Source organism: Aeromonas mytilicola subsp. aquatica, assembly GCF_044336385.1.
Lineage (GTDB): Bacteria > Pseudomonadota > Gammaproteobacteria > Enterobacterales > Aeromonadaceae > Aeromonas > Aeromonas rivipollensis.
In genome coordinates this window covers 3,375,594-3,392,896 of record NZ_CP172298.1, presented here as the reverse complement: position 1 = coordinate 3,392,896, position 17,303 = coordinate 3,375,594, and the positions used below count along the sequence as shown (strand labels likewise).

The following is a 17,303-nucleotide window of genomic DNA, read 5'->3' as shown; positions in this document are numbered from 1 at the left end:
GCAGGATGGAATCAATGAGAGTTGAAGCAGAGCAGCTGGAAGCCAAGGGTGTCGCAGCGCAGCAGACAGGACAGATAGAGCAGATAGGACAGATAGAGCAAATAGTGCAGACGCAGCTGGATGCCTATAACAGCAAGGATGTGGCGGCCTGGCTGGCCACCTATGCCGATGATGCTGCCCAGTACAGCCTGGAGGGGGAGATCATCGCTCGGGACAAGGCGCAGATGGCGGCGAACATGGTCTCGCGCTTCGCAGAGCCGGATCTGCATGCGACCCTGCTCTCTCGCCACAGTTACGACAATGTGGTCATCGACCATGAGAGCGTCACCCGCAACTTCCCGGAGGGGCCGGGCACCATAGAGATGCTCTGCATCTATCTCATAGAGCAGGGCCTGATCGCCAGAGCCAGCTTCAAGCTGTTCAACAAGCGGCTCGCCCCCCGCTGATCTGCCTTTACCACCCCAATGCACAAATGCCGCCTTTGGGCGGCATTTGTTTGAGCACGTGATTGCTCAGGGGTTAATGGCGCTGGTACTCAGGCGCTCAGGCGGGGTAGAGGGCGCCGAGCACGGCGGGTCGGCTGGCGCCGGTGACGGCAGGCAGGTTGCCGGGCTGGCGCGTCATAAAGCGCTGTGCCAGCCAGGCAAAGGCGGCTCCTTCCACCCAGTCCGGGGCTAGCCCCAGTGCCGCCGTGCTTTCAAGGCGCCAGCGGGGCAGCAGGGCGGCGAGTTCCGCCAGCAGCGGCCCGTTGTGGGCGCCGCCGCCGCAGACAAACAGCTCTGGCCTGGCTTGCGTCTCATCCACCGTAGGCAGCTGGCGGGCTATGCTGTGGCAGCTGAGAGCCTGCAGGGTGCGCTGCACATCCACCGGGGCATATGCCGTGCCTGCCAGCTCGTCGTCGAGCCACTCCAGAGTAAACATCTCCCGCCCCGTGCTCTTGGGAGCGGGGGCGGCGAAGTAGGGGTGAGCCAGCAGTTTTTCGAGCAGCGCGGGCACAAGCTGGCCACTGGCCGCCCATTGGCCACCGGCGTCGTAGCTGCCGCCCTGGGGTTGATGGCGGCGATACCAGCCATCGAGCAGGGTATTGGCGGGGCCGGTATCGAAGCCATAGACGCCGTCGGCGTGGCCCGGCAGCACAGAGATATTGGCGATGCCGCCGAGGTTCAGCACCACCCGAAGGGCATGGGGTTTGGCAAATATCGCCTGATGGAAGGCGGGCACCAGGGGCGCTCCCTGACCGCCGAGGGCCATGTCCAGGGTGCGAAAGTCGGCAATTACATCGATACCCGTGAGGGCAGCCAGCAGGGCCGCATTGCCTATCTGCAGGGTAAAACCGAGCTGGGGGCGGTGGCGCACTGTCTGGCCGTGGGAGCCGATGGCGCGGATATCCTTGGGTTCAAGCCCTGCCTTGGCCAGCAGTGCCAGGGTGGCGGCGGCAAATTCCTGCGCCACTCGATTGTCGGCCACCCCCATGCGGTCTATCTCGTTCTCCCCCGGGGTGCAGAGGGCGTGGAGCTCGCGGGCCGTTGCCTCTGGCCAGGGGTGGCAGAGCGCCGCCTCCACCCGAAGGGTGTCACCATCCATAGTGACCAGCACCGCATCGATCCCATCCATGCTGGTACCCGACATCAATCCGATATAGCGCTCGCTCATGACATGCCCTTCTGTGACGAGAAACCTGGCCAAGGAGTGGAGGAGGGCACGGCATCTATCCCATGCCAGGCTCTGGTGCCCGACATCAATCCGATATAGCGCTCGCTCATGGCCTCTCCTTGTTCTCTTCGTTTCAGCTTCAGCTGTGCGGTCAGGCGCTACAGGCTGATGGCTGATTAGCTGCCGTTGCTGTCCCGCTTGTTCTGGGCCAGTTGCAGATCCGTGCTGTCGAGCTTGGCCAGTTGTGGCCTGGCCTCGGCCTTGAAGCTGGCCAGCGCCCGCCCGGTGAGGGTCTCGGCCTGGGGCAGGGTGAGGGTGCGCGGGTTCTTGTGCACGCCGCCCACCACGAATTCATAGTGCAGATGCGGGCCTGTGACGCGGCCCGTGCCCCCCAGCAGGCCTATGGTCTGCCCCTGTTTCACCCGCTGGCCCTTGTTCACTGTGCGCTTGGAGAGGTGCAGGTACTTGGTCACGTAGTTGCCGGCGTGCTTGATGAAGACATAGTTGCCGTTGAACTGGTTGTAACCGGCCGCCACCACGCTGCCGCCACCCGCCGCCATGATGGGGGTGCCCACGGGGGCCACGTAGTCGATGCCGTTGTGGGGGCGCACCTTGCCGGTGACAGGGTGCAGGCGACGCGGATTGAAGTTGGAGCTGATGTATTTGAAGTTGACCGGCGCGCGCAGGAAGCTCTTGCGCATCGCCTTGCCTTCCGGGGTGTAGTAGTTGCCATCCTGGTTCAGCACGGCGCGATAGATGGCCCCCTGGTTGATGAACTCGGCGGCCAGGATGTCGCCGGAGGCCACCCGCTCGTCATCCTGATACTTGTCCTGATAGACCACCCGAAAGCTGTCCCCCGGCTGCAGGTCCTGGGCAAAATCGATGTCCCAGCCGAAGATGGCGGCCAAGTCCATGATCTGATCCTCCGTCATGCCCGCCTCGCTGGCGGCGCCCCAGAAGCTGGATCGGATCTCCCCCTTCGCCACCTGCTCGCGGGTGTCGAGCTCGAGGCGCACCGGTCTGGCCACGAAGCTGTCGTCCTTGCGGCTCACCTTGAGCGCCTGCTCCAGGCTGTGGGGGTAATAGAGGCTGTGCAGCTCGCCCTGTTCGGTGAGCTTGAAGGTGAGCTCCTGTCCCGGCTGCAGCATGCGCAGGGGATCGCTGCCGTCGAGCTGATCGATCAGATGAAGATCAGTGGTATTGAGCCCGATGCGCTGGAAGATGACCCCCATGTTGTCGCCACGGCGCACCTTCACCTGCTTGGTGATGTATCGCGGCTTGGGCGGGGTGAGGGGCTGCGCGTCCTCAAGTTCATCGGTTGCGGCGGCCGCGTCGGCGGGCTGGTGCAGGGCAAGTTCGTTGCCGTTGTCATCGACCCGGGTGGCGACGGCCTGTTCGCTTGGCCAGGCTGCCAGCATCATCACCAGAATGCTCAGAATAAGCACCATCTTGCGGTGCCAGGTAGGAAGAGAGTTGAAGGCGTGCCAAATGACCATGAGAAGCTGACGAAGTTGAACCCAGAAGAAGGTCGGAGTTTACCGCCTTTCCAATTGGCCTGCCATTCCAGTAATATGTCTGGCCCTGTGGAATCGTGATTGGAGAGTCAAAAAATGTCCCAGCTCGAGGTGGCGCTAGCCGAGATCAAGCGCGGAGCGGAAGAAATTCTGGTTGAAGAAGAACTTGTCGCCAAGTTGAAGGAAGGGCGCCCGCTGCGCATCAAGCTGGGGATGGACCCGACGGCTCCGGACATTCACCTGGGTCACACAGTGATCCTCAACAAGCTGAAGACCTTCCAGGATCTGGGCCACGAGATCATCCTGCTGATCGGTGACTTCACCGCCATGGTGGGCGACCCCTCCGGCAAGAACAGCACCCGCCCGCCGCTCTCCGAAGAGGCCATCAAGCACAACGCCCTCACCTATGCGGAGCAGGCGTTCAAGATCCTGGATCCCGCCAAGACCCGCATCGAGTACAACTCCAGCTGGCTGGGTGAGCTGGGCGCGACCGGCATGATCAAGCTGGCGGCCAAGCAGACAGTGGCCCGCATGATGGAGCGCGACGACTTCAAGAAGCGCTACAGCGGCGGCCAGTCCATCGCCATTCACGAATTCCTCTATCCGCTGCTGCAAGGCTATGACTCGGTCGCGCTGAAGGCGGACGTCGAGCTCGGCGGTACCGATCAGAAGTTCAACCTGCTGATGGGTCGCGAGCTGCAAAAAGATGCCGGCATGGCCGCCCAGTGCGTGCTGATGATGCCACTGCTGGTGGGTCTGGACGGCGTCAAGAAGATGTCCAAGTCCGCCGCCAACTACATAGGCGTGCACGATGCCCCGGGGGAGATGTTCGGCAAGATCATGTCCATCACAGACACCCTGATGTGGAACTACTACGAGCTGCTCTCCTCCCGCCCGCTGGCGGACATCGAAGGCTTCAAGGCCGGCATCGAAGCCGGTACCCTGAACCCGCGCGACGTGAAGATCTGGCTGGCGAAAGAGATCATCACCCGCTACCACGATGAAGCGGCGGCCGAAGCGGCCCACGAAGACTTCACCCAGCGCTTCTCCAAGAACGCCATCCCGGACGAGATGCCGGAAGTCGAATTGGCCCTGGAAGGGGACGGCCTGGCCATCGCCAACCTGCTCAAAGACGCCGGTCTTGTGGAGACCACCTCCGAGGCACTGCGGATGATCAAGCAGGGCGCGGTCAAGGTGGATGGTGACAAGCTGGACGATGGCAAGGCGCTGATCGCTGCCGGCACCGCCGTCTATCAGGTCGGCAAGCGCAAGTTTGCCCGGGTGACCGTCAAGTAAGCGCGTTCCCCTGATAGAAAGAAGGCCTCCATCTGGAGGCCTTTTTGTTGCGTCATTTACCGGGTCAGCGGGGATTACCCCTCTTTTTTCAGGAAGTTGCGATAGAGCATATAGAGGTGGGCCGAACTCCAGCTGAAGTTGCTGGCCCCCTGCATGGCGCCGGTTTCCGGGTTGTAGTTCTCGCGGATGGGGCCGCTGCCCGCCAGCCCCTTGGCGTTGCTGAACAGCTTGTTGACCAGCGCCTGGGCGTCGTCGCGATAGCCGTAGTTCTCCAGCCCCTTCACCCCGAAGTAGAACTGATCCAGCCAGACCCGGCCACGCCAGTAGATGTCGGGGTCATAGGCAGGGTTGGTCAGCGCCGCCGTGCCGAGCGGCACCTTGGTGTTGAACTCCTGGCTGCTCAGCATCACCTCGCGCACCCGCGCCGCCTTCTCCTTGTCGGCCACCTCGGCCCAGAGCGGGCTCCAGCCTTCCGGCCCACGGCCACGGGCGGTCAGCAGCTTGCCGACGCAGCCGTTGGCGTCCGCCACATCGCCCTGGGCAATCTGGCGATCGTAATAGAAGCCGGAGGTCTCATCGAACAGGCAGCTGTTGATGTAGCCGGCCAGCTGGCTGGCGCCCTCGCGGTAGCGGCTTGCCTCGTCCGGCTTGCCGAGCAGATCTGCCATGTCCGCCAGGATGCGTTTCTCCTTGGCGAGGAAGGCGTTGAGCTCCACCGACTCCTGATCGATGGAGAAACCGATCAGTTCACCGCTCCCCTCGTGGTTCTCGAAGAAGGCGACGTTCCAGTCCTGGCGGGCTTTGTCTATGTCACCGCCATAGGCCTTGTCGGCGTAACGCTTGAGCTGATCCTGCTCGATGAAGCCGAAGCGGGCGGCGTTGTCCATGCCGGACTCCCAGCCGGCGCCGTGCTGGGCACCTATGTCCATCTCGTCGTAACCGCCAGTGCTCAGCACCTGCTGGTAGAGCGGCATGCCGGCGCAGCCGTACCAGCCATCCCCCTCGTCGGTGCAACGCGCGAGATCCAGCACGGCGGGCACGCCGTTCCCATATCGCACCTTGAAGGTGATGTTGCCGAACTCGTCGTTGTGCTCGACGTGGCGGGTGGCACCGTACTCTATGATGCCGTTGCGGTTGTTGTCCCGCGCCCGATACCACCAGTCGTGATAGGCCTGGATCTTCGGATACATCTCGGCGATGAAGGCCTTGTCCTGGGTGGCACTGTAGATCTCCCAGATGGCCCAGGCGGAGAGGGGCGGCTTGGTGTCCCGCTCGTTCCAGTTGCCGCCATCGCCGCCGCGATCGGCGAGCTTGTTGTAGAAGACGGCGTCTATCACCATGCCGGCGTCCTGGGGGCGCACCGGATCATTTGGCTGGACCTGGTAGTCATACATGGCGCGCACGTTGTTCTTGGCGACTTCGGGGTTGAAGTGAGCCATGGCATAGGCGTGCTTCCAGCTATCCCAGGCCCAGACGCCGTCGAACCAGCGGGCCGTGTTGGAGGGGGTCACGCCGTCGTGGAGGATGGCACCAGCCGGCGAGCGCCAGTTGCCGTTGAGAGTCTCCACCGCCTTGACCGCGATGCGGCGCTCCGATTCGGGGATGCCCTGGTTGGAGAGGCCGCGCTCGAGGTAGCCCTCCCAGCGGCGGATGGAGGCATCGAAGGCGTTGGCCGGGTCGGCCAGCAGGGTCTGGCGGCTCTGCTGGTAGCGGCTCGCCTCATCAGAAGAGTGGACATAGCTCTGCAGGGTGTAGATATCCTGCTGACCCTTGGCGGCCAGGGTGAGGCTGGCCTCGCTCACATAGCCGAGCCCCTTCTCGTCCAGGGTGGTGCGGCTGGGCAGGGTGCGGTCGATGCGATAGCTGGCGCTGCCGCTCTGCATTATGTTCCAGGTGCTGCGCAGTTCGCCGAACTGGAATTCGATCCCCTGCTCGCTCTGGCGGAGGGTGCGGGTCCAGTCGGGATACTGCTCGGCGACCGTCTTGTTGGCATCCCACTGCTGGAGCAGCTCACCCTGCCAGTTGAGGGTCAGGGTGAGGGGGGCATCCTGATTGTTCACCAGACGGGTGCGGACAAGGGCGGTGCGGGCATCGCCGTAGCGCAGCTCCAGCTCCAGGGTGAAGGGCTCGAATTCGAAGCGCTGCACCAGGGCGCCGGGGATGGCGTAGATCTCATGCTTGCTGGCGCTGGTGAGGGGGTACTGGCGGCCGCTCTCATCCCCCAGACTGAGCCTGTCCAGTTCCCTTGCGAAGAAGAGGCTGTACTCTTCGGCGATCACCATGGGGCCGGTGAAGCCGCCCCACTCGCTGTCGCTTTTGGGCAGCAGGAAGCCGTGCCAGGCCCCGAGATCGAGCAGGGGGTTGTATTTGAGGTTGGAGTAGCTGTCAAAGTCACGGAACTGGAGCGGGGTACCGGTGCGATCGATCACGTTCCTGTACTGGTTCGCCAGGGTGGCGTCGGGCTGGGTCGGTGCGCTTGAGTCATTGCCGTTGCAGGCGGCTAGACCAAACAGGGCGACACCCAGGGCGACGGAAAGTAAATTTTTACGAAACATATCTCGCTCCAATGACGATTTTGCAGGTTAAAGAAGGTGCTTTTTTTGTGTTTATTTTAGTAAAAACGTTTTCAAGGCCATTCTAGGGGAAAGAAAGCGGAAAGGTTGGCGCTACGTCACAGTACGGGCGGGGAGAGGTGTGATCGGGATCACCGGGTTACATGAGATTACACAGGAGTTGTTTTTAGTAACTATTTACTTGGCGTTGCGGGGTCGTTGAGGGGCAGGTGCGCAGATATTGGTGGGGGGGCAGACCGAACTCCTGCTTGAAGCGGGCGGCGAAGCGACTGGGGGAGTCGTAACCGCAGGCGAGGGCCGTCTCCAGCGGGCTCAGTCCCTGTTGCAGTAGGGTGAGGGCATGGCTCATACGCACCTGGGCCAGCAGCTGGCGAAAGCTGCGCCCCTCGGCGGCCAGCTTGCGCACCAGGGAGGCGCGGCTCATGGAAAAGTGGGGGGCCAGGGTCTCCAGCCTGTGATCGGCGCCGGGCTCCACCCCGAGGTAGCGAGCCAGCCGCTCCCCGAGCGTCATTGTGCTGGCGGGAAACAGCAGGTCGAGGGCATGGGCGGCGTGCAGCTCGGCATAGAAAGCGTGCAGCAGCTGGATCTGGGTCGCCTCGCTCAGCGTGCGGCCGGCCATGGAGCAGACCAGATCGAAGCAGAACGCCAGCGCCGGGCTTATCTCAAGGCGCGGCTCCCTCTGCGGGGTAGCCGGGGCGCCGGTCAGCCACTCGGCGGGGGGCGGGGCCAGCAGGGTCAGGGCATAGGAGCTGAACTTGCCCTGCTCGGGCTGGTTGACGAAGGTGAGCTGGTGGCCCGCCGGGGTCAGCAGCCAGCTCCCCTTGTCAAAGGACAGACGCCTCTCCTGCCACCAGAGCTGTTTGTGGCCCTGCTGCACCCAGATGAGGGTCGGCGCATAGATGAGCACCCTGTGCAGGGGCTGCTGGCGGATCCCGAAATAGTGATTCAGTTGCAGCAGGGGAGTGCTCATCCGGCGGGCTCCTAGGGGGTGACGAAGGTGGCGGTCAGGGTGGCTTTGCCCAGCGCCATGGCATTGAGCATGTAGCCTACCATGGCGGGCGGGGTATCTGCCTTCACCTCGAGATCCTGGGGCAGGGCCCAGGCGGTGAACTGGTAACGGTGCATGCCGTGCCCGGCCGGGGGGCAGGGGCCGCCGTAACCCTGGCTGCCGAAATCGGTTCTAAGCTCCAGCCCCTGCTTGAGCTTGCCGGAGGCGTTGCTGGCCAGCTCGCTCTGGTTGGCGGGCAGATTCACCACCAGCCAGTGCCACCAGCCGCTGCCGCTGGGGGCATCGGGATCATAGGCGGTGATGGCGACGCTCTTGGTACCGGCCGGCAGGTCCTGCCAGCTTAGCTGGGGGGAGTGGTTCTCCCCCTTGCAGCCGAAGCCGTTGAAGCTCAATGCCTTGTCCATCAGCTGGCCTTCCTGGATGTCCGTGCTCTTCAAGGTCATGGCGGCGGCGGGCAGGGCCGCCAGGCACAGCAGGGAGAGCAGGGCGGAACGCAGGGGTAATTTCATTGTGATGCTCCTTTATGAATGAGGGGATCCCCATGGGGAGATCCTGATGACGGGATCAGTCTAGCGGCGGGGGACGAGCCAGGTTCAACCATGCTGCTCAATATTGGATTGAAAGATGCCTGTTTTGAGCCGAACTGCGCTTTGTGGGGAAATGAGAGGGATTGAGAGAGGGTTGGGGACGCCGCAGCGGTTAGTGGTGGGCGGCCATAAAAAAAACCGGCCTCATGGAGACCGGTTTTTATCTGCCTTAGCGGCAGCGATGCGAGCGGCTTAGCGCAGTATCATCTGCTCGCGGCCCGGGCCGACGGAGACCATGGGCACCGGCACACCCAGCAGGGCTTCGATGCGCAGCACATAGTGCTGGGCAGCCTTGGGCAAGTCTTCGAACTTGCGGATGTGGGAGATGTCTTCGCTCCAGGCTTCCATGGACTCGTACACCGGCTTCAGACCAGCGGTCTGCGGCCAGATCGGGTTCTCGGTGTTGGCACCTTCGTAGGCCACGCAGATCTTCAAGTCAGGCATGCCGGAGAGGCAGTCCAGCTTGGTCAGGGCGATCTCGTTGGCGGCCTGGATCTCCAGACCTTGCTTGGTGGCAACGGCGTCGAAGTAGCCGATGTCACGGGGACGGCCGGTGGTGGCGCCGAACTCGTTGGCGAACTTGCGGAACTCTTCCTGGTTCTCCATGGCGGTGATCAGGGTGCCTGTACCCACAGAGGTACTGAACGCCTTGGCCACGGCAATCACGCGCTCGGGGCGCAGGGCCGGCAGGCCGCCACCGATACCGGCGTAGGCGCCGGAGACGTGGGAGGAGGTCACCCAGGGGTACTCACCGTAGATGAGGTCACGGCCGGCGCCCAGCTGGGCTTCGAACAGCAGGGTGCCGTTCTGGGCCTGGATGGCCTTGAGCGGCTCGCTGACGTTGCAGACGGCGTCGATCCAGGGGGCAGACACTTCCAGCAGCCAGTCGGCCATCTCCTGGGCGGTCTGGCTGAATTCGAAGCTCGGATAGAGGGCCTTGAGCTGCGGCAGTTTCCAGTCGAGGAAGAACTGGATGCGTTCGACCAGTACTTCCGGCTGTTTCAGCCAGCCGACCAGGATCGCCTTTTTCATGACCCGATCACCGTAAGCCGGGGCAATGCCCTGACGGGTGGAGCCATAGGCGCCATCACCCAGACGAACTTCTTCCAGGGTGTCTTCCAGGGCGTGGATCGGCAGGCAGAAGGTGGCGCGGTCGGAGATGGCGAGCTTCGGAGTCACGCCGGCGGCCTTCACTTCAGCCAGTTCCTTGGTCAGCGGCTCCGGGCTGATGACCATGCCAGGGCCGAGGACAACCAGGCAATCCGGGTTGAAGACGCCGCTTGGCAGCTGGTGCAGCTTGAAGGTGCCAAGATCGTTGACCACGGTGTGGCCGGCGTTGTTGCCGCCCTGGAAACGGATGCTGGCGGCGGATTGGCCTGCCAGATAATCGACGATGCGGCCTTTGCCTTCATCACCCCAGTTAGCACCTACGACTACGATAGACGACATGACTCTTTCTCCTAAGACGTTAGGCGTCCATCCTAGGAGCCCTCTGCGGATTAGAAAAATTAATTATCTTTATAATTCCGATAAGAAAACCATATAATTGTGGCCAATTTATCGGCACACAACGTGCCATGGTGCGCCAAGCCGCGCCAGCGCTGGATGAGAACGTCGTCATGCTGGATATTCACTGGTTAAATACCTTCGTCACCCTGGCCCGCCTGCAGCACTTCGGCCAGACCGCTACCGAACTGCACATGACCCAGCCCAACGTCAGCCTGCACCTCAAGAACCTGGAGCAGGCCACCCGGGTCAAGCTCATCGATCGCAGTCCGTTTCGGCTGACCCAGGCGGGGGAGCGATTGCTGCAAAGCGCCGAGCGCGCCATCAACGAGCTGCAGCTCTGCCAGTCCGATCTCAACGCCCTCAGCCAGTTGAGCCAGGGGACGCTCGCCATCGCCGCCAGCGACATCATCTCGCGGCTGCTGCTGATCCAGCCGTTCCAGCGCTTCAAGCAGGCCTTTCCCGGCATCGATCTCACCCTGTTCAACACCACCTCGGATCAGGCGGCGGATCTGGTCAGGGCGGGCAAGGCGGATCTCGGCTTCGTGATGGCGCAAAAGCGCAGCGAGCCACTCTTCTACACAGAATTGCAGCAGGTGACCTGGTGTGCCCTGGGGCAGGGGCTCACCCGCTGGCAGGCCCGTGCCAAGGCCGGGGAGAGCGATCCCCTCGACGAGCCGACCCTGATCCTGCTCGGTCACGACACCCGCACTCGGGCGCTGATCGACCCCTCATTGCCCCTGCTCGGGCTGCCGAGTTGCCGCATCATGGAGGTGGGCAGTGTGGATGCCCAGCTCGACTGGGCGGAGGCGGGCTTTGGCGTCGCCATAGTGCCGGACTTTTCGCTCCACCCGCGCCTCAAGCTCACCGCTCCCGTGACCCGGCTGACCGACTTCCCCGGCACCAGCCTGGGGTATGTGGTGCGCCAGAACCAGGTGCTGTCGCGGGCCATCAAGCAGTTGCTGCACTGGGTGGAGGAGGAGATCCTGAGCCCGGACTCGTTGCCGCTTCCCAAGGGATAAGCCCGGTGCCGCTCGTCGGCGCACATCCAGATGACAAGAGGCCACCCTGGGGTGGCCTCTTGCATTGTGCTCTCTCCGTCATTGGGCGGGGGCGGGCGTATCGCCGGTGACCGGCGAGGCGCCGCTTGGGCTGACCGGTGCGGGCGTCGCGGTCGGCGCTGTGCTCTTTGCTGCCGAGGGGGTGGCGACCCCGGCCGCGTCGGGCTGGGTGCCCTGCGTTATCGCGGCCTCTGCCTGTGTCGGGAGCGTGGTCAGCGCCGGGGCTTGCTCTGTCGTCACCGCATCCGAACTGGCCGGCAGGGTGGCGCCGGCGGGTTGCTCCGGCAGCACCTCTGCCCCTTCCAGCGGGGTGGCCGCACTGGTGGGGGCGGACGGCGCCGTGGGGAGCGCCCCCGAGGTGGCCTCGGCCCCGGAGGGGGCGTCTGGCAACAGGGTGGGCGCGGCATCCAGCATGCCGGGGTGGAGCGGGAGTATGTCCCCCGCCTGCATGGATTCCGGGGTGAGCGTGGTGAGCGCCGGGTGCAGCCGAGTGAACTGCTTGAGATTGCGGCTCAGCACGTCCCGCAGGGTGCGCACCTGATCTTCAGGCAGGCTGGCCTCGGCCACCAGCTCGGCGGTCACGGCAAAGGTGGCGACGGCGCTGGTCTGCCCCGGGTAGAGGTTGGCGCCGATGCGGCTGCGCTCATAGTAGGGATACTGCTTGAGCAGCTTGTCGACCTGCTCCCCCTCGATGGGAATGAGGCGGGCCTGGCAGCGCCCTGTCAGATCGCCTATCCCCTGGTTGGGGTGGCCGGCGACCAGGAAGGCGGCATCCAGGGTGCCGTTGCAGAGTCCCTCCAGGCGGTTGCTTGCCGAGGCGACGGGAGGCACGGCGAACTGGCTCTCCTGCCAGCCCATGGCATCGAGCAGTGCCCGGCTGGTGACCCTGTCCCCTGAGTTGGGGGCGCCCAGATCGACCCGCTTGCCTTCGATGTCCGCCAGGGTGCTGATGTTGCTGGTGGCGCTGGCGAGCAGGGTCAGGGACTCCTTGTGGAGCCGCAACAGGCTGCGCAGCTGATCGTTCGGGGTCTGGCCCGCGAAGGGGCCGCTGCCGTGAGCCGCATGGTACAGGACATCCGACTGCACCAGCGCCAGCTGGATGTCGCCCTTGGCCAGCGCGGCCAGGTTGGCGATGGAGCCCGAGGTGCTCTGCACCGTGCAGTGCAGCCCGTGGTTGCTGCTGTCGTCGTTGAGCAGACGGCAGATGGCGCCCCCCGTGGGGTAGTAGACGCCGTTGAGCGCCCCCGTGCCTATGGTGACATAGGCGGGGGTGGCAGAGAGGGGCTGTGCCAGCATGGCCGCCAGCCAGGGCAGGGCGGCAATTGACAGGCGCAACAGGGGACGCAGGGCTCGTGGGTGCATAGTGAACCGGAACAATGGCTGAAAAAAAGATGAGCCAGGCTCATCCCGTCATGTGTCACATCTTATCTATATCAGATGTGAACATGAATGGCTTTCACCATTCCCGTCAAGGGAGCGGCGAAATGGCCGCCGCCCCCTTGCGGTCAGCGGCGCGCTCCTTGTCAGGCGCTGCGCTGGAGGATGGCCTTCTCCATGCGCGACAAGGCTTGGGTGAGACGAGCCCTGGTGCAGCCAGCGTTGGAGCGCGCGTTCCTTGTCAGGCGCTGCGCTGGAGGATGGCCTTCTCCATGCGCGACAAGGCTTGGGTGAGACGAGCCCTGGTGCAGCCGGCGTTGGAGCGCGCGTTCCTTGTCAGGCGCTGCGCTGGAGGATTGCCTTCTCCATGCGCGCCAAGGCGTGGGTGAGACGAGCCCGGGTACAGCCAAAGTTGAGGCGCACGAACTGGCCATCGCCAAACTGGGCGCCCGGGGAGAGACCGACCCCCGCCTGCTCGAAGAAGGCGACGGGATCATCCAGCCCGAGGGCGCTCACATCGATCCAGGCGAGATAGGTCGCCTGATTCTTTGCCAGCTTGACGCCGGGCCAGCGGGCCACCGCCTGCTCGATCAGGGTCAGGTTGGCCCTCAGATAGTCGAGCTGTTCGCTGAGCCACTGCTCGCCGCCCTCGTAGGCCGCTTCGGCGGCGACGAAGCCCAGCAGGTTGACGTCGGCGCTGATGCCGCGCATCGCCTGTTGCAGCTTGAGCCGCAGGCGGGCGTTGGGGATCACGGCGAAGGAGCAGCACAGGCCGGCGATGTTGAAGGTCTTGCTCGGCGCCATCATGACGGCAGAGCGCTCGGCGGCCGACGGGCTCAGGGCACCGTAGGGAATGTGGCGGGCCTCTTTATCCAGCAGCAGATCACAGTGAATCTCGTCCGAGCAGACAACCAGATTGTGGCGCTCGGCGATGGCGTCGATGGCGAGCAGCTCCTCGCGGGTGAAGACGGTACCTCCCGGATTCTGCGGGTTGCACAGCAGCAGCAGGTCGGCGGAGGGAGCCTGGCGCTCCAGCTCCTCGAGATCCAGCACCCAGCGTCCGGCCTCCTCCATCATGGGGACTGTCAGCAGGGGGCGATCGTTGAAGCCCGGCGCCTGCAGGAAGGGGTAATAGACCGGCTTGGGGGTGATGATGCCACGGCCGTGCTGGCTCCAGGCCTTGCAGGCGAGGTTCAGACCGGGCACCACCCCCGGCAGGAAGACCAGCCACTCAGGGGATATGGTCCAGCCATAGCGCTGCTGCAGACAGGTGATGATGAGTTCGATCAGCCGGGGGGAGGGGCGGGAATAGCCGAAGATGCCGTGGGCCACCCGCGCGGTGAGGGCCTCGATGACGGCAGGGGGCGAGGCGAAGTCGGTGTCGGCTACCCACATGGGCAGTACATCCTGACCCTTGTACTTGTCCCACTTCAGGCTCATGGTGCCGCTGCGATCTATCTCCCGATCAAAATCAAACATGTGAAATCCTTGTACTGGCCAGAGGGCTTACCAATGTACGGACTTGGACCTGGCCTCGCAAGCCTTGAGGTGGCTGTTGATAATCGCATAAAATAATCGCCGTCATACTGTACATCCGCCGGCTTCTGGCTTCCTTTTCTCTTCCATATCAATGGTATCTCTATGAGTTTGCTGAGTGCTGCCCGCAAGAGGCCGGATCCCGTCTCTCTCTCTTTCCTCGCCGTGACCTTCATGACAGGGGTAGCGGTGGCACTCCAGGTGCCCACCTTGAGCCTGTTTCTGGCCGAAGAGGTGCAGGTGCGCCCCTTCCTGGTGGGGCTCTTCTACACCGTCAACGCGGTGATCGGCATCCTCATCAGCCAGTGGCTCGGCCATCGCTCCGACAACGGGGGGGATCGCAAGCAGCTGATCCTGCGCTGCTGCCTTGCCGGCATAGTGCTCTCCCTGCTGTTTGCCTGGAACCGGCAATACTGGCTGCTGGTGAGCCTGGGGGTGGTGCTGGCGAGCCTGACCGCCACCGCCAGCCCCCAGCTGTTTGCCCTGGCGCGCGAATACGCCGACAGCCGCAACAAGCGGGCCGACATGTTCAGCTCTGTGCTGCGGGCCCAGTTCTCCCTGGCCTGGGTGATAGGGCCGCCGGCCGCCTTCGCGCTCGCCATCGGCTACGGCTTCGAGGTGATGTATCTGGCTTCCGCCCTGGCTTATCTGGTCTGCGCCCTGGTGGTCTGGCGCTGGCTGCCTTCCCTGCCGTTGCCGAGCAGCCATGGCGGGGGGGAGCGGGTCAGCAGCTGGCGGGACCCTTCGGTGCGGGCGCTCTTCATCGCCTCCACCCTGATGTGGACCTGCAACAGCATGTACCTCATCAACATGCCGCTCTACATCACCCGGGAGCTGGGGTTGGAGGAGAAGCTGGCCGGAATCCTGATGGGCACGGCGGCGGCTCTGGAGATCCCCTTCATGCTGCTGGCGGGTTACTACACCCGGCGCTTTGGCAAGCGGCCCATGATGCTGCTGGCGGTACTGGCCGGGGTGGGGTTCTACGCCGGCCTGGTGACACTGTCGAGCCAGGGGGCCCTCATCGCCCTGCAACTGCTCAACGCCATCTTCATCGGCATTGTCGCCGGCATTGGCATGTCCTATTTCCAGGATCTGATGCCGGGTCGGGCCGGGGTCGCGACCACTTTGTTTGCCAACAGCATCCGCACCGGTTCCATCATGGCGGGTGCGATCGCGGGGACTGTGGCGGAGATCTGGAGTTTTCACGGGGTATTCATGGTGGCCACCGCATTGGCGCTGGCTGCGCTGGCCGCCTGCTGGCGGGTGCCCAATGTGTGAGGCGCCCATGGCGGGGGCCACGGCATTGACGCTGGGGGGATAAGCGGGGGCCGACCGCTGTGGTCGGCGGCGCATTACTTGCCACTGTCGGCCTGGTATTCGTTGCGCAGGCAGCGCAGCAGCAGCTCGGCCGCCGGGCCCAGGGCATCGGTCGACGGTGTGAGCAGGTAGGTGTAGAGGTAGCGCTCGCTGCCTCCGGCCAGATCGAGTTGCACCAGGGCGCCGCTGGCGAGCTCTTCCCGCACCAGATGGCCAGGTACCCAGGCGTAGCCGAGGCCGAGGCGCACCATGCTGAGCACCTCGTGATAGTGGGTCGCCTTCCAGCCGGTGTCGTCTGCATCGTTCCAGTCCACCGAGCGGTGGATGGGCGGGTGCAGGCTTATCTGGTTATGGCTGGCGAGCAGCTCGGCCGTGATGGGCTCCTCCTGCCCGGCGAGGGGATGCTCGGCTGCGCACAGCGGCAGCAGGCAGACTTCGTCCAGCGGCAGGCCGGTGCGATCGTGGGGCAGGTGTTCTGAGAGCATCAGGTCCCCCACCTGGAGCGCATTGAAGTGGCAATGGATCCGCTCGTGCAGATTGATGCGGCAACCACGGCTGCGGGGATGGAAGTGCGCCAGCGCCCGGTAGAGCCGCTCCCTGGGCTGCAGCGCGGAGACATAGAGGTTGATCTGCGGCTCCCACTGGCGCTCCAGGTTGTTGGCCAGGTTCTCCAGCTCTTCCACCTGCTGGCTGAGCTGACGGGCCCGCTTGAGGAAGATCTCCCCCGCTGGCGTCAGCACCGCCTTGCGCCCTCTCACCTCCAGCAGGGCCAGCCCCAGGCTCTGTTGCAGCTTGGCGACCGCATGATTGAGGGAGGATTGGCTCTTGTTCAGCGCCTCTGCGGCCTGGGCGTAACCGCCGCAGTCCACCACGGCCTGGAAGATCCGCCATTGCTCAAACGTGCTCTTGGGACGAAACATAGTGCAACCTGTCAGGGGCCGATGGGATTCAACAGGGCGCGACTGGCGCCCCTCTTCACTTTAACCCCATCTGGTTAGTTTGTTGATTTATTTGGGCTGGGCCACGAAGGTCTGGCCTGTCTTGCCACGGCTGTCCGGCCCCATCAGATAGAGATAGAGCGGCATCAGGTCGGCCGGGGTCTTCAGCAACTGGGGATCTTCCGCCGGGAAGGCGCTGGCCCGCATCCTGGTGCGGGTGCCGCCCGGGTTCAGGCTATTGACCCGCACCCCGGTATTCTCCAGCTCGTCCGCCAGCACCTCCATCATGCCTTCGACGGCGAACTTGGAGATGGCATAGGTGCCCCAGTAGGCGCGCCCTTTTCGGCCCACGCTGGAGGAGGTGTAGACGATGGAGGCCTCGCCATGCTCCTTGGCGGTCTGGCGAATGAGGGGCAGCAGGGCCTGGGTCAGCAGGAATTCGGATTTGACGTTGACCTGCATCACCTCGTCCCACTCCTTCTCCTGGATGTGCTCGAAGGGGGAGAGGGTGCCGAGCAGGCCGGCATTGAACAGCACGCCGTCGAGGCGGCCGAACTGCTGGGCGAAGGTCTCTGCCATGCCGCGGTAGTGAGCGGCGGTGGCCCCTTTCAGATCGACAGGGACTATGGCGGGCAGGGGGTGACCGGCCGCCTCTATCTGGTCGTAGACCGCCTCGAGCTTGGCGCTGGTGCGACCGAGCAGCACGACTGTAGCGCCGTGGGCGGCATAGGTGAGCGCCGCTTCGCGGCCGATGCCGTCACCGGCACCCGTTACCAGAATGACCTTGTCCTTGAGCAGATCCCGGGGGGCCTGATAATCGAGCATGTGCACTCCTGTTAACAAATCCGTGACGGATGGGCGCGACCATAGAGGAGGCAAGTGTACTGATCCGGCCCTGCCGTTGACCAGTATGAGACGGCAAAAATGTGAAGAAAA

The 17,303-nt window shown here is 63.9% G+C and carries 14 protein-coding genes; 4 read left to right on the top strand and 10 right to left on the bottom strand.

Annotated features, from left to right (window positions below):
• The first annotated feature begins 14 nt into the window (after positions 1 to 14).
• The gene (locus ACFWHB_RS15460; RefSeq protein WP_395948799.1) at positions 15 to 446 is read left to right on the top strand and encodes a nuclear transport factor 2 family protein; all 432 of its coding nucleotides are present in this window, start codon (positions 15 to 17) and stop codon (positions 444 to 446) included.
• Positions 447 to 543: 97 nt separating this feature from the next.
• Here the strand turns inward: ACFWHB_RS15460 and ACFWHB_RS15455 are convergent, their stop codons facing one another.
• Both ACFWHB_RS15455 and ACFWHB_RS15450 read right to left on the bottom strand, forming a co-directional pair.
• On the bottom strand, positions 544 to 1,653 hold the full coding sequence (locus ACFWHB_RS15455; RefSeq protein ID WP_395948798.1) for an anhydro-N-acetylmuramic acid kinase: 1,110 nt from the start codon (positions 1,651 to 1,653) through the stop codon (positions 544 to 546).
• Between the two features lie 176 nt (positions 1,654 to 1,829).
• A complete protein-coding gene (locus ACFWHB_RS15450) occupies positions 1,830 to 3,149 on the bottom strand; it encodes a peptidoglycan DD-metalloendopeptidase family protein (RefSeq protein ID WP_395948797.1) in 1,320 nt (439 codons plus the stop codon).
• Between the two features lie 114 nt (positions 3,150 to 3,263).
• Here ACFWHB_RS15450 and tyrS point away from each other — a divergent pair, with 114 nt between their 5' ends.
• Positions 3,264 to 4,463: a tyrosine--tRNA ligase gene (gene tyrS / locus ACFWHB_RS15445; protein ID WP_139744202.1), complete on the top strand. Its 1,200-nt coding sequence runs from the start codon at positions 3,264 to 3,266 to the stop codon at positions 4,461 to 4,463.
• Positions 4,464 to 4,537: 74 nt separating this feature from the next.
• Here the strand turns inward: tyrS and ygjK are convergent, their stop codons facing one another.
• From ygjK to ACFWHB_RS15425, 4 genes are all read right to left on the bottom strand, one after another.
• Positions 4,538 to 7,018: an alpha-glucosidase gene (ygjK, locus tag ACFWHB_RS15440; protein WP_395948796.1), complete on the bottom strand. Its 2,481-nt coding sequence runs from the start codon at positions 7,016 to 7,018 to the stop codon at positions 4,538 to 4,540.
• Between the two features lie 184 nt (positions 7,019 to 7,202).
• Positions 7,203 to 8,006 (bottom strand): helix-turn-helix transcriptional regulator, encoded by an 804-nt coding sequence (locus ACFWHB_RS15435; RefSeq protein ID WP_395948795.1) that lies wholly within the window; start codon positions 8,004 to 8,006, stop codon positions 7,203 to 7,205.
• Positions 8,007 to 8,017: 11 nt separating this feature from the next.
• The gene (locus ACFWHB_RS15430; RefSeq protein WP_395948794.1) at positions 8,018 to 8,554 is read right to left on the bottom strand and encodes a YbhB/YbcL family Raf kinase inhibitor-like protein; all 537 of its coding nucleotides are present in this window, start codon (positions 8,552 to 8,554) and stop codon (positions 8,018 to 8,020) included.
• Between the two features lie 270 nt (positions 8,555 to 8,824).
• Positions 8,825 to 10,081, bottom strand: coding sequence for an adenylosuccinate synthetase (locus ACFWHB_RS15425; protein ID WP_025326213.1), 1,257 nt, complete (start codon positions 10,079 to 10,081; stop codon positions 8,825 to 8,827).
• Between the two features lie 170 nt (positions 10,082 to 10,251).
• On the opposite strand from ACFWHB_RS15425, the gene ACFWHB_RS15420 reads away from it, so the two are divergent.
• Positions 10,252 to 11,160, top strand: a complete 909-nt coding sequence (locus tag ACFWHB_RS15420) for a LysR family transcriptional regulator (RefSeq protein ID WP_395950211.1) — start codon at positions 10,252 to 10,254, stop codon at positions 11,158 to 11,160.
• Positions 11,161 to 11,238: 78 nt separating this feature from the next.
• Here ACFWHB_RS15420 and ACFWHB_RS15415 read toward each other — a convergent pair whose 3' ends face one another.
• Together ACFWHB_RS15415 and ACFWHB_RS15410 are read right to left on the bottom strand one after the other, a co-directional pair.
• Positions 11,239 to 12,561, bottom strand: a complete 1,323-nt coding sequence (locus ACFWHB_RS15415; protein ID WP_395948793.1) for a TAXI family TRAP transporter solute-binding subunit — start codon at positions 12,559 to 12,561, stop codon at positions 11,239 to 11,241.
• Positions 12,562 to 12,912: 351 nt separating this feature from the next.
• Positions 12,913 to 14,055: a MalY/PatB family protein gene (locus ACFWHB_RS15410; protein ID WP_395948792.1), complete on the bottom strand. Its 1,143-nt coding sequence runs from the start codon at positions 14,053 to 14,055 to the stop codon at positions 12,913 to 12,915.
• Between the two features lie 162 nt (positions 14,056 to 14,217).
• On the opposite strand from ACFWHB_RS15410, the gene ACFWHB_RS15405 reads away from it, so the two are divergent.
• Positions 14,218 to 15,390 carry an MFS transporter gene (locus tag ACFWHB_RS15405; protein WP_106887497.1) on the top strand — a complete coding sequence of 391 codons (1,173 nt, stop codon included), beginning with the start codon at positions 14,218 to 14,220 and terminating at the stop codon, positions 15,388 to 15,390.
• A 74-nt stretch (positions 15,391 to 15,464) separates the two neighbouring features.
• Here the strand turns inward: ACFWHB_RS15405 and ACFWHB_RS15400 are convergent, their stop codons facing one another.
• Together ACFWHB_RS15400 and ACFWHB_RS15395 are read right to left on the bottom strand one after the other, a co-directional pair.
• Positions 15,465 to 16,349, bottom strand: a complete 885-nt coding sequence (locus ACFWHB_RS15400) for a LysR family transcriptional regulator (protein WP_111910290.1) — start codon at positions 16,347 to 16,349, stop codon at positions 15,465 to 15,467.
• An 87-nt stretch (positions 16,350 to 16,436) separates the two neighbouring features.
• Positions 16,437 to 17,192 carry a YciK family oxidoreductase gene (locus ACFWHB_RS15395; protein WP_025326219.1) on the bottom strand — a complete coding sequence of 252 codons (756 nt, stop codon included), beginning with the start codon at positions 17,190 to 17,192 and terminating at the stop codon, positions 16,437 to 16,439.
• Between the last annotated feature and the right edge of the window lie 111 nt (positions 17,193 to 17,303).

Excerpts from the sequence above, each read along its gene's own strand:
- ygjK (WP_395948796.1), bottom strand. The coding sequence starts at position 7,018 with ATGTTTCGTAAAAATTTACTTTCCGTCGCCCTGGGTGTCGCCCTGTTT.
- ACFWHB_RS15460 (WP_395948799.1), top strand. The coding sequence starts at position 15 with ATGAGAGTTGAAGCAGAGCAGCTGGAAGCCAAGGGTGTCGCAGCGCAG.
- ACFWHB_RS15395 (WP_025326219.1), bottom strand. The coding sequence starts at position 17,192 with ATGCTCGATTATCAGGCCCCCCGGGATCTGCTCAAGGACAAGGTCATT.
- ACFWHB_RS15425 (WP_025326213.1), bottom strand. The coding sequence starts at position 10,081 with ATGTCGTCTATCGTAGTCGTAGGTGCTAACTGGGGTGATGAAGGCAAA.
- ACFWHB_RS15420 (WP_395950211.1), top strand. The coding sequence starts at position 10,252 with ATGCTGGATATTCACTGGTTAAATACCTTCGTCACCCTGGCCCGCCTG.
- ACFWHB_RS15430 (WP_395948794.1), bottom strand. The coding sequence starts at position 8,554 with ATGAAATTACCCCTGCGTTCCGCCCTGCTCTCCCTGCTGTGCCTGGCG.
- ACFWHB_RS15405 (WP_106887497.1), top strand. The coding sequence starts at position 14,218 with ATGAGTTTGCTGAGTGCTGCCCGCAAGAGGCCGGATCCCGTCTCTCTC.
- ACFWHB_RS15450 (WP_395948797.1), bottom strand. The coding sequence starts at position 3,149 with ATGGTCATTTGGCACGCCTTCAACTCTCTTCCTACCTGGCACCGCAAG.
- ACFWHB_RS15400 (WP_111910290.1), bottom strand. The coding sequence starts at position 16,349 with ATGTTTCGTCCCAAGAGCACGTTTGAGCAATGGCGGATCTTCCAGGCC.
- ACFWHB_RS15415 (WP_395948793.1), bottom strand. The coding sequence starts at position 12,561 with ATGCACCCACGAGCCCTGCGTCCCCTGTTGCGCCTGTCAATTGCCGCC.
- ACFWHB_RS15455 (WP_395948798.1), bottom strand. The coding sequence starts at position 1,653 with ATGAGCGAGCGCTATATCGGATTGATGTCGGGTACCAGCATGGATGGG.
- tyrS (WP_139744202.1), top strand. The coding sequence starts at position 3,264 with ATGTCCCAGCTCGAGGTGGCGCTAGCCGAGATCAAGCGCGGAGCGGAA.
- ACFWHB_RS15410 (WP_395948792.1), bottom strand. The coding sequence starts at position 14,055 with ATGTTTGATTTTGATCGGGAGATAGATCGCAGCGGCACCATGAGCCTG.
- ACFWHB_RS15435 (WP_395948795.1), bottom strand. The coding sequence starts at position 8,006 with ATGAGCACTCCCCTGCTGCAACTGAATCACTATTTCGGGATCCGCCAG.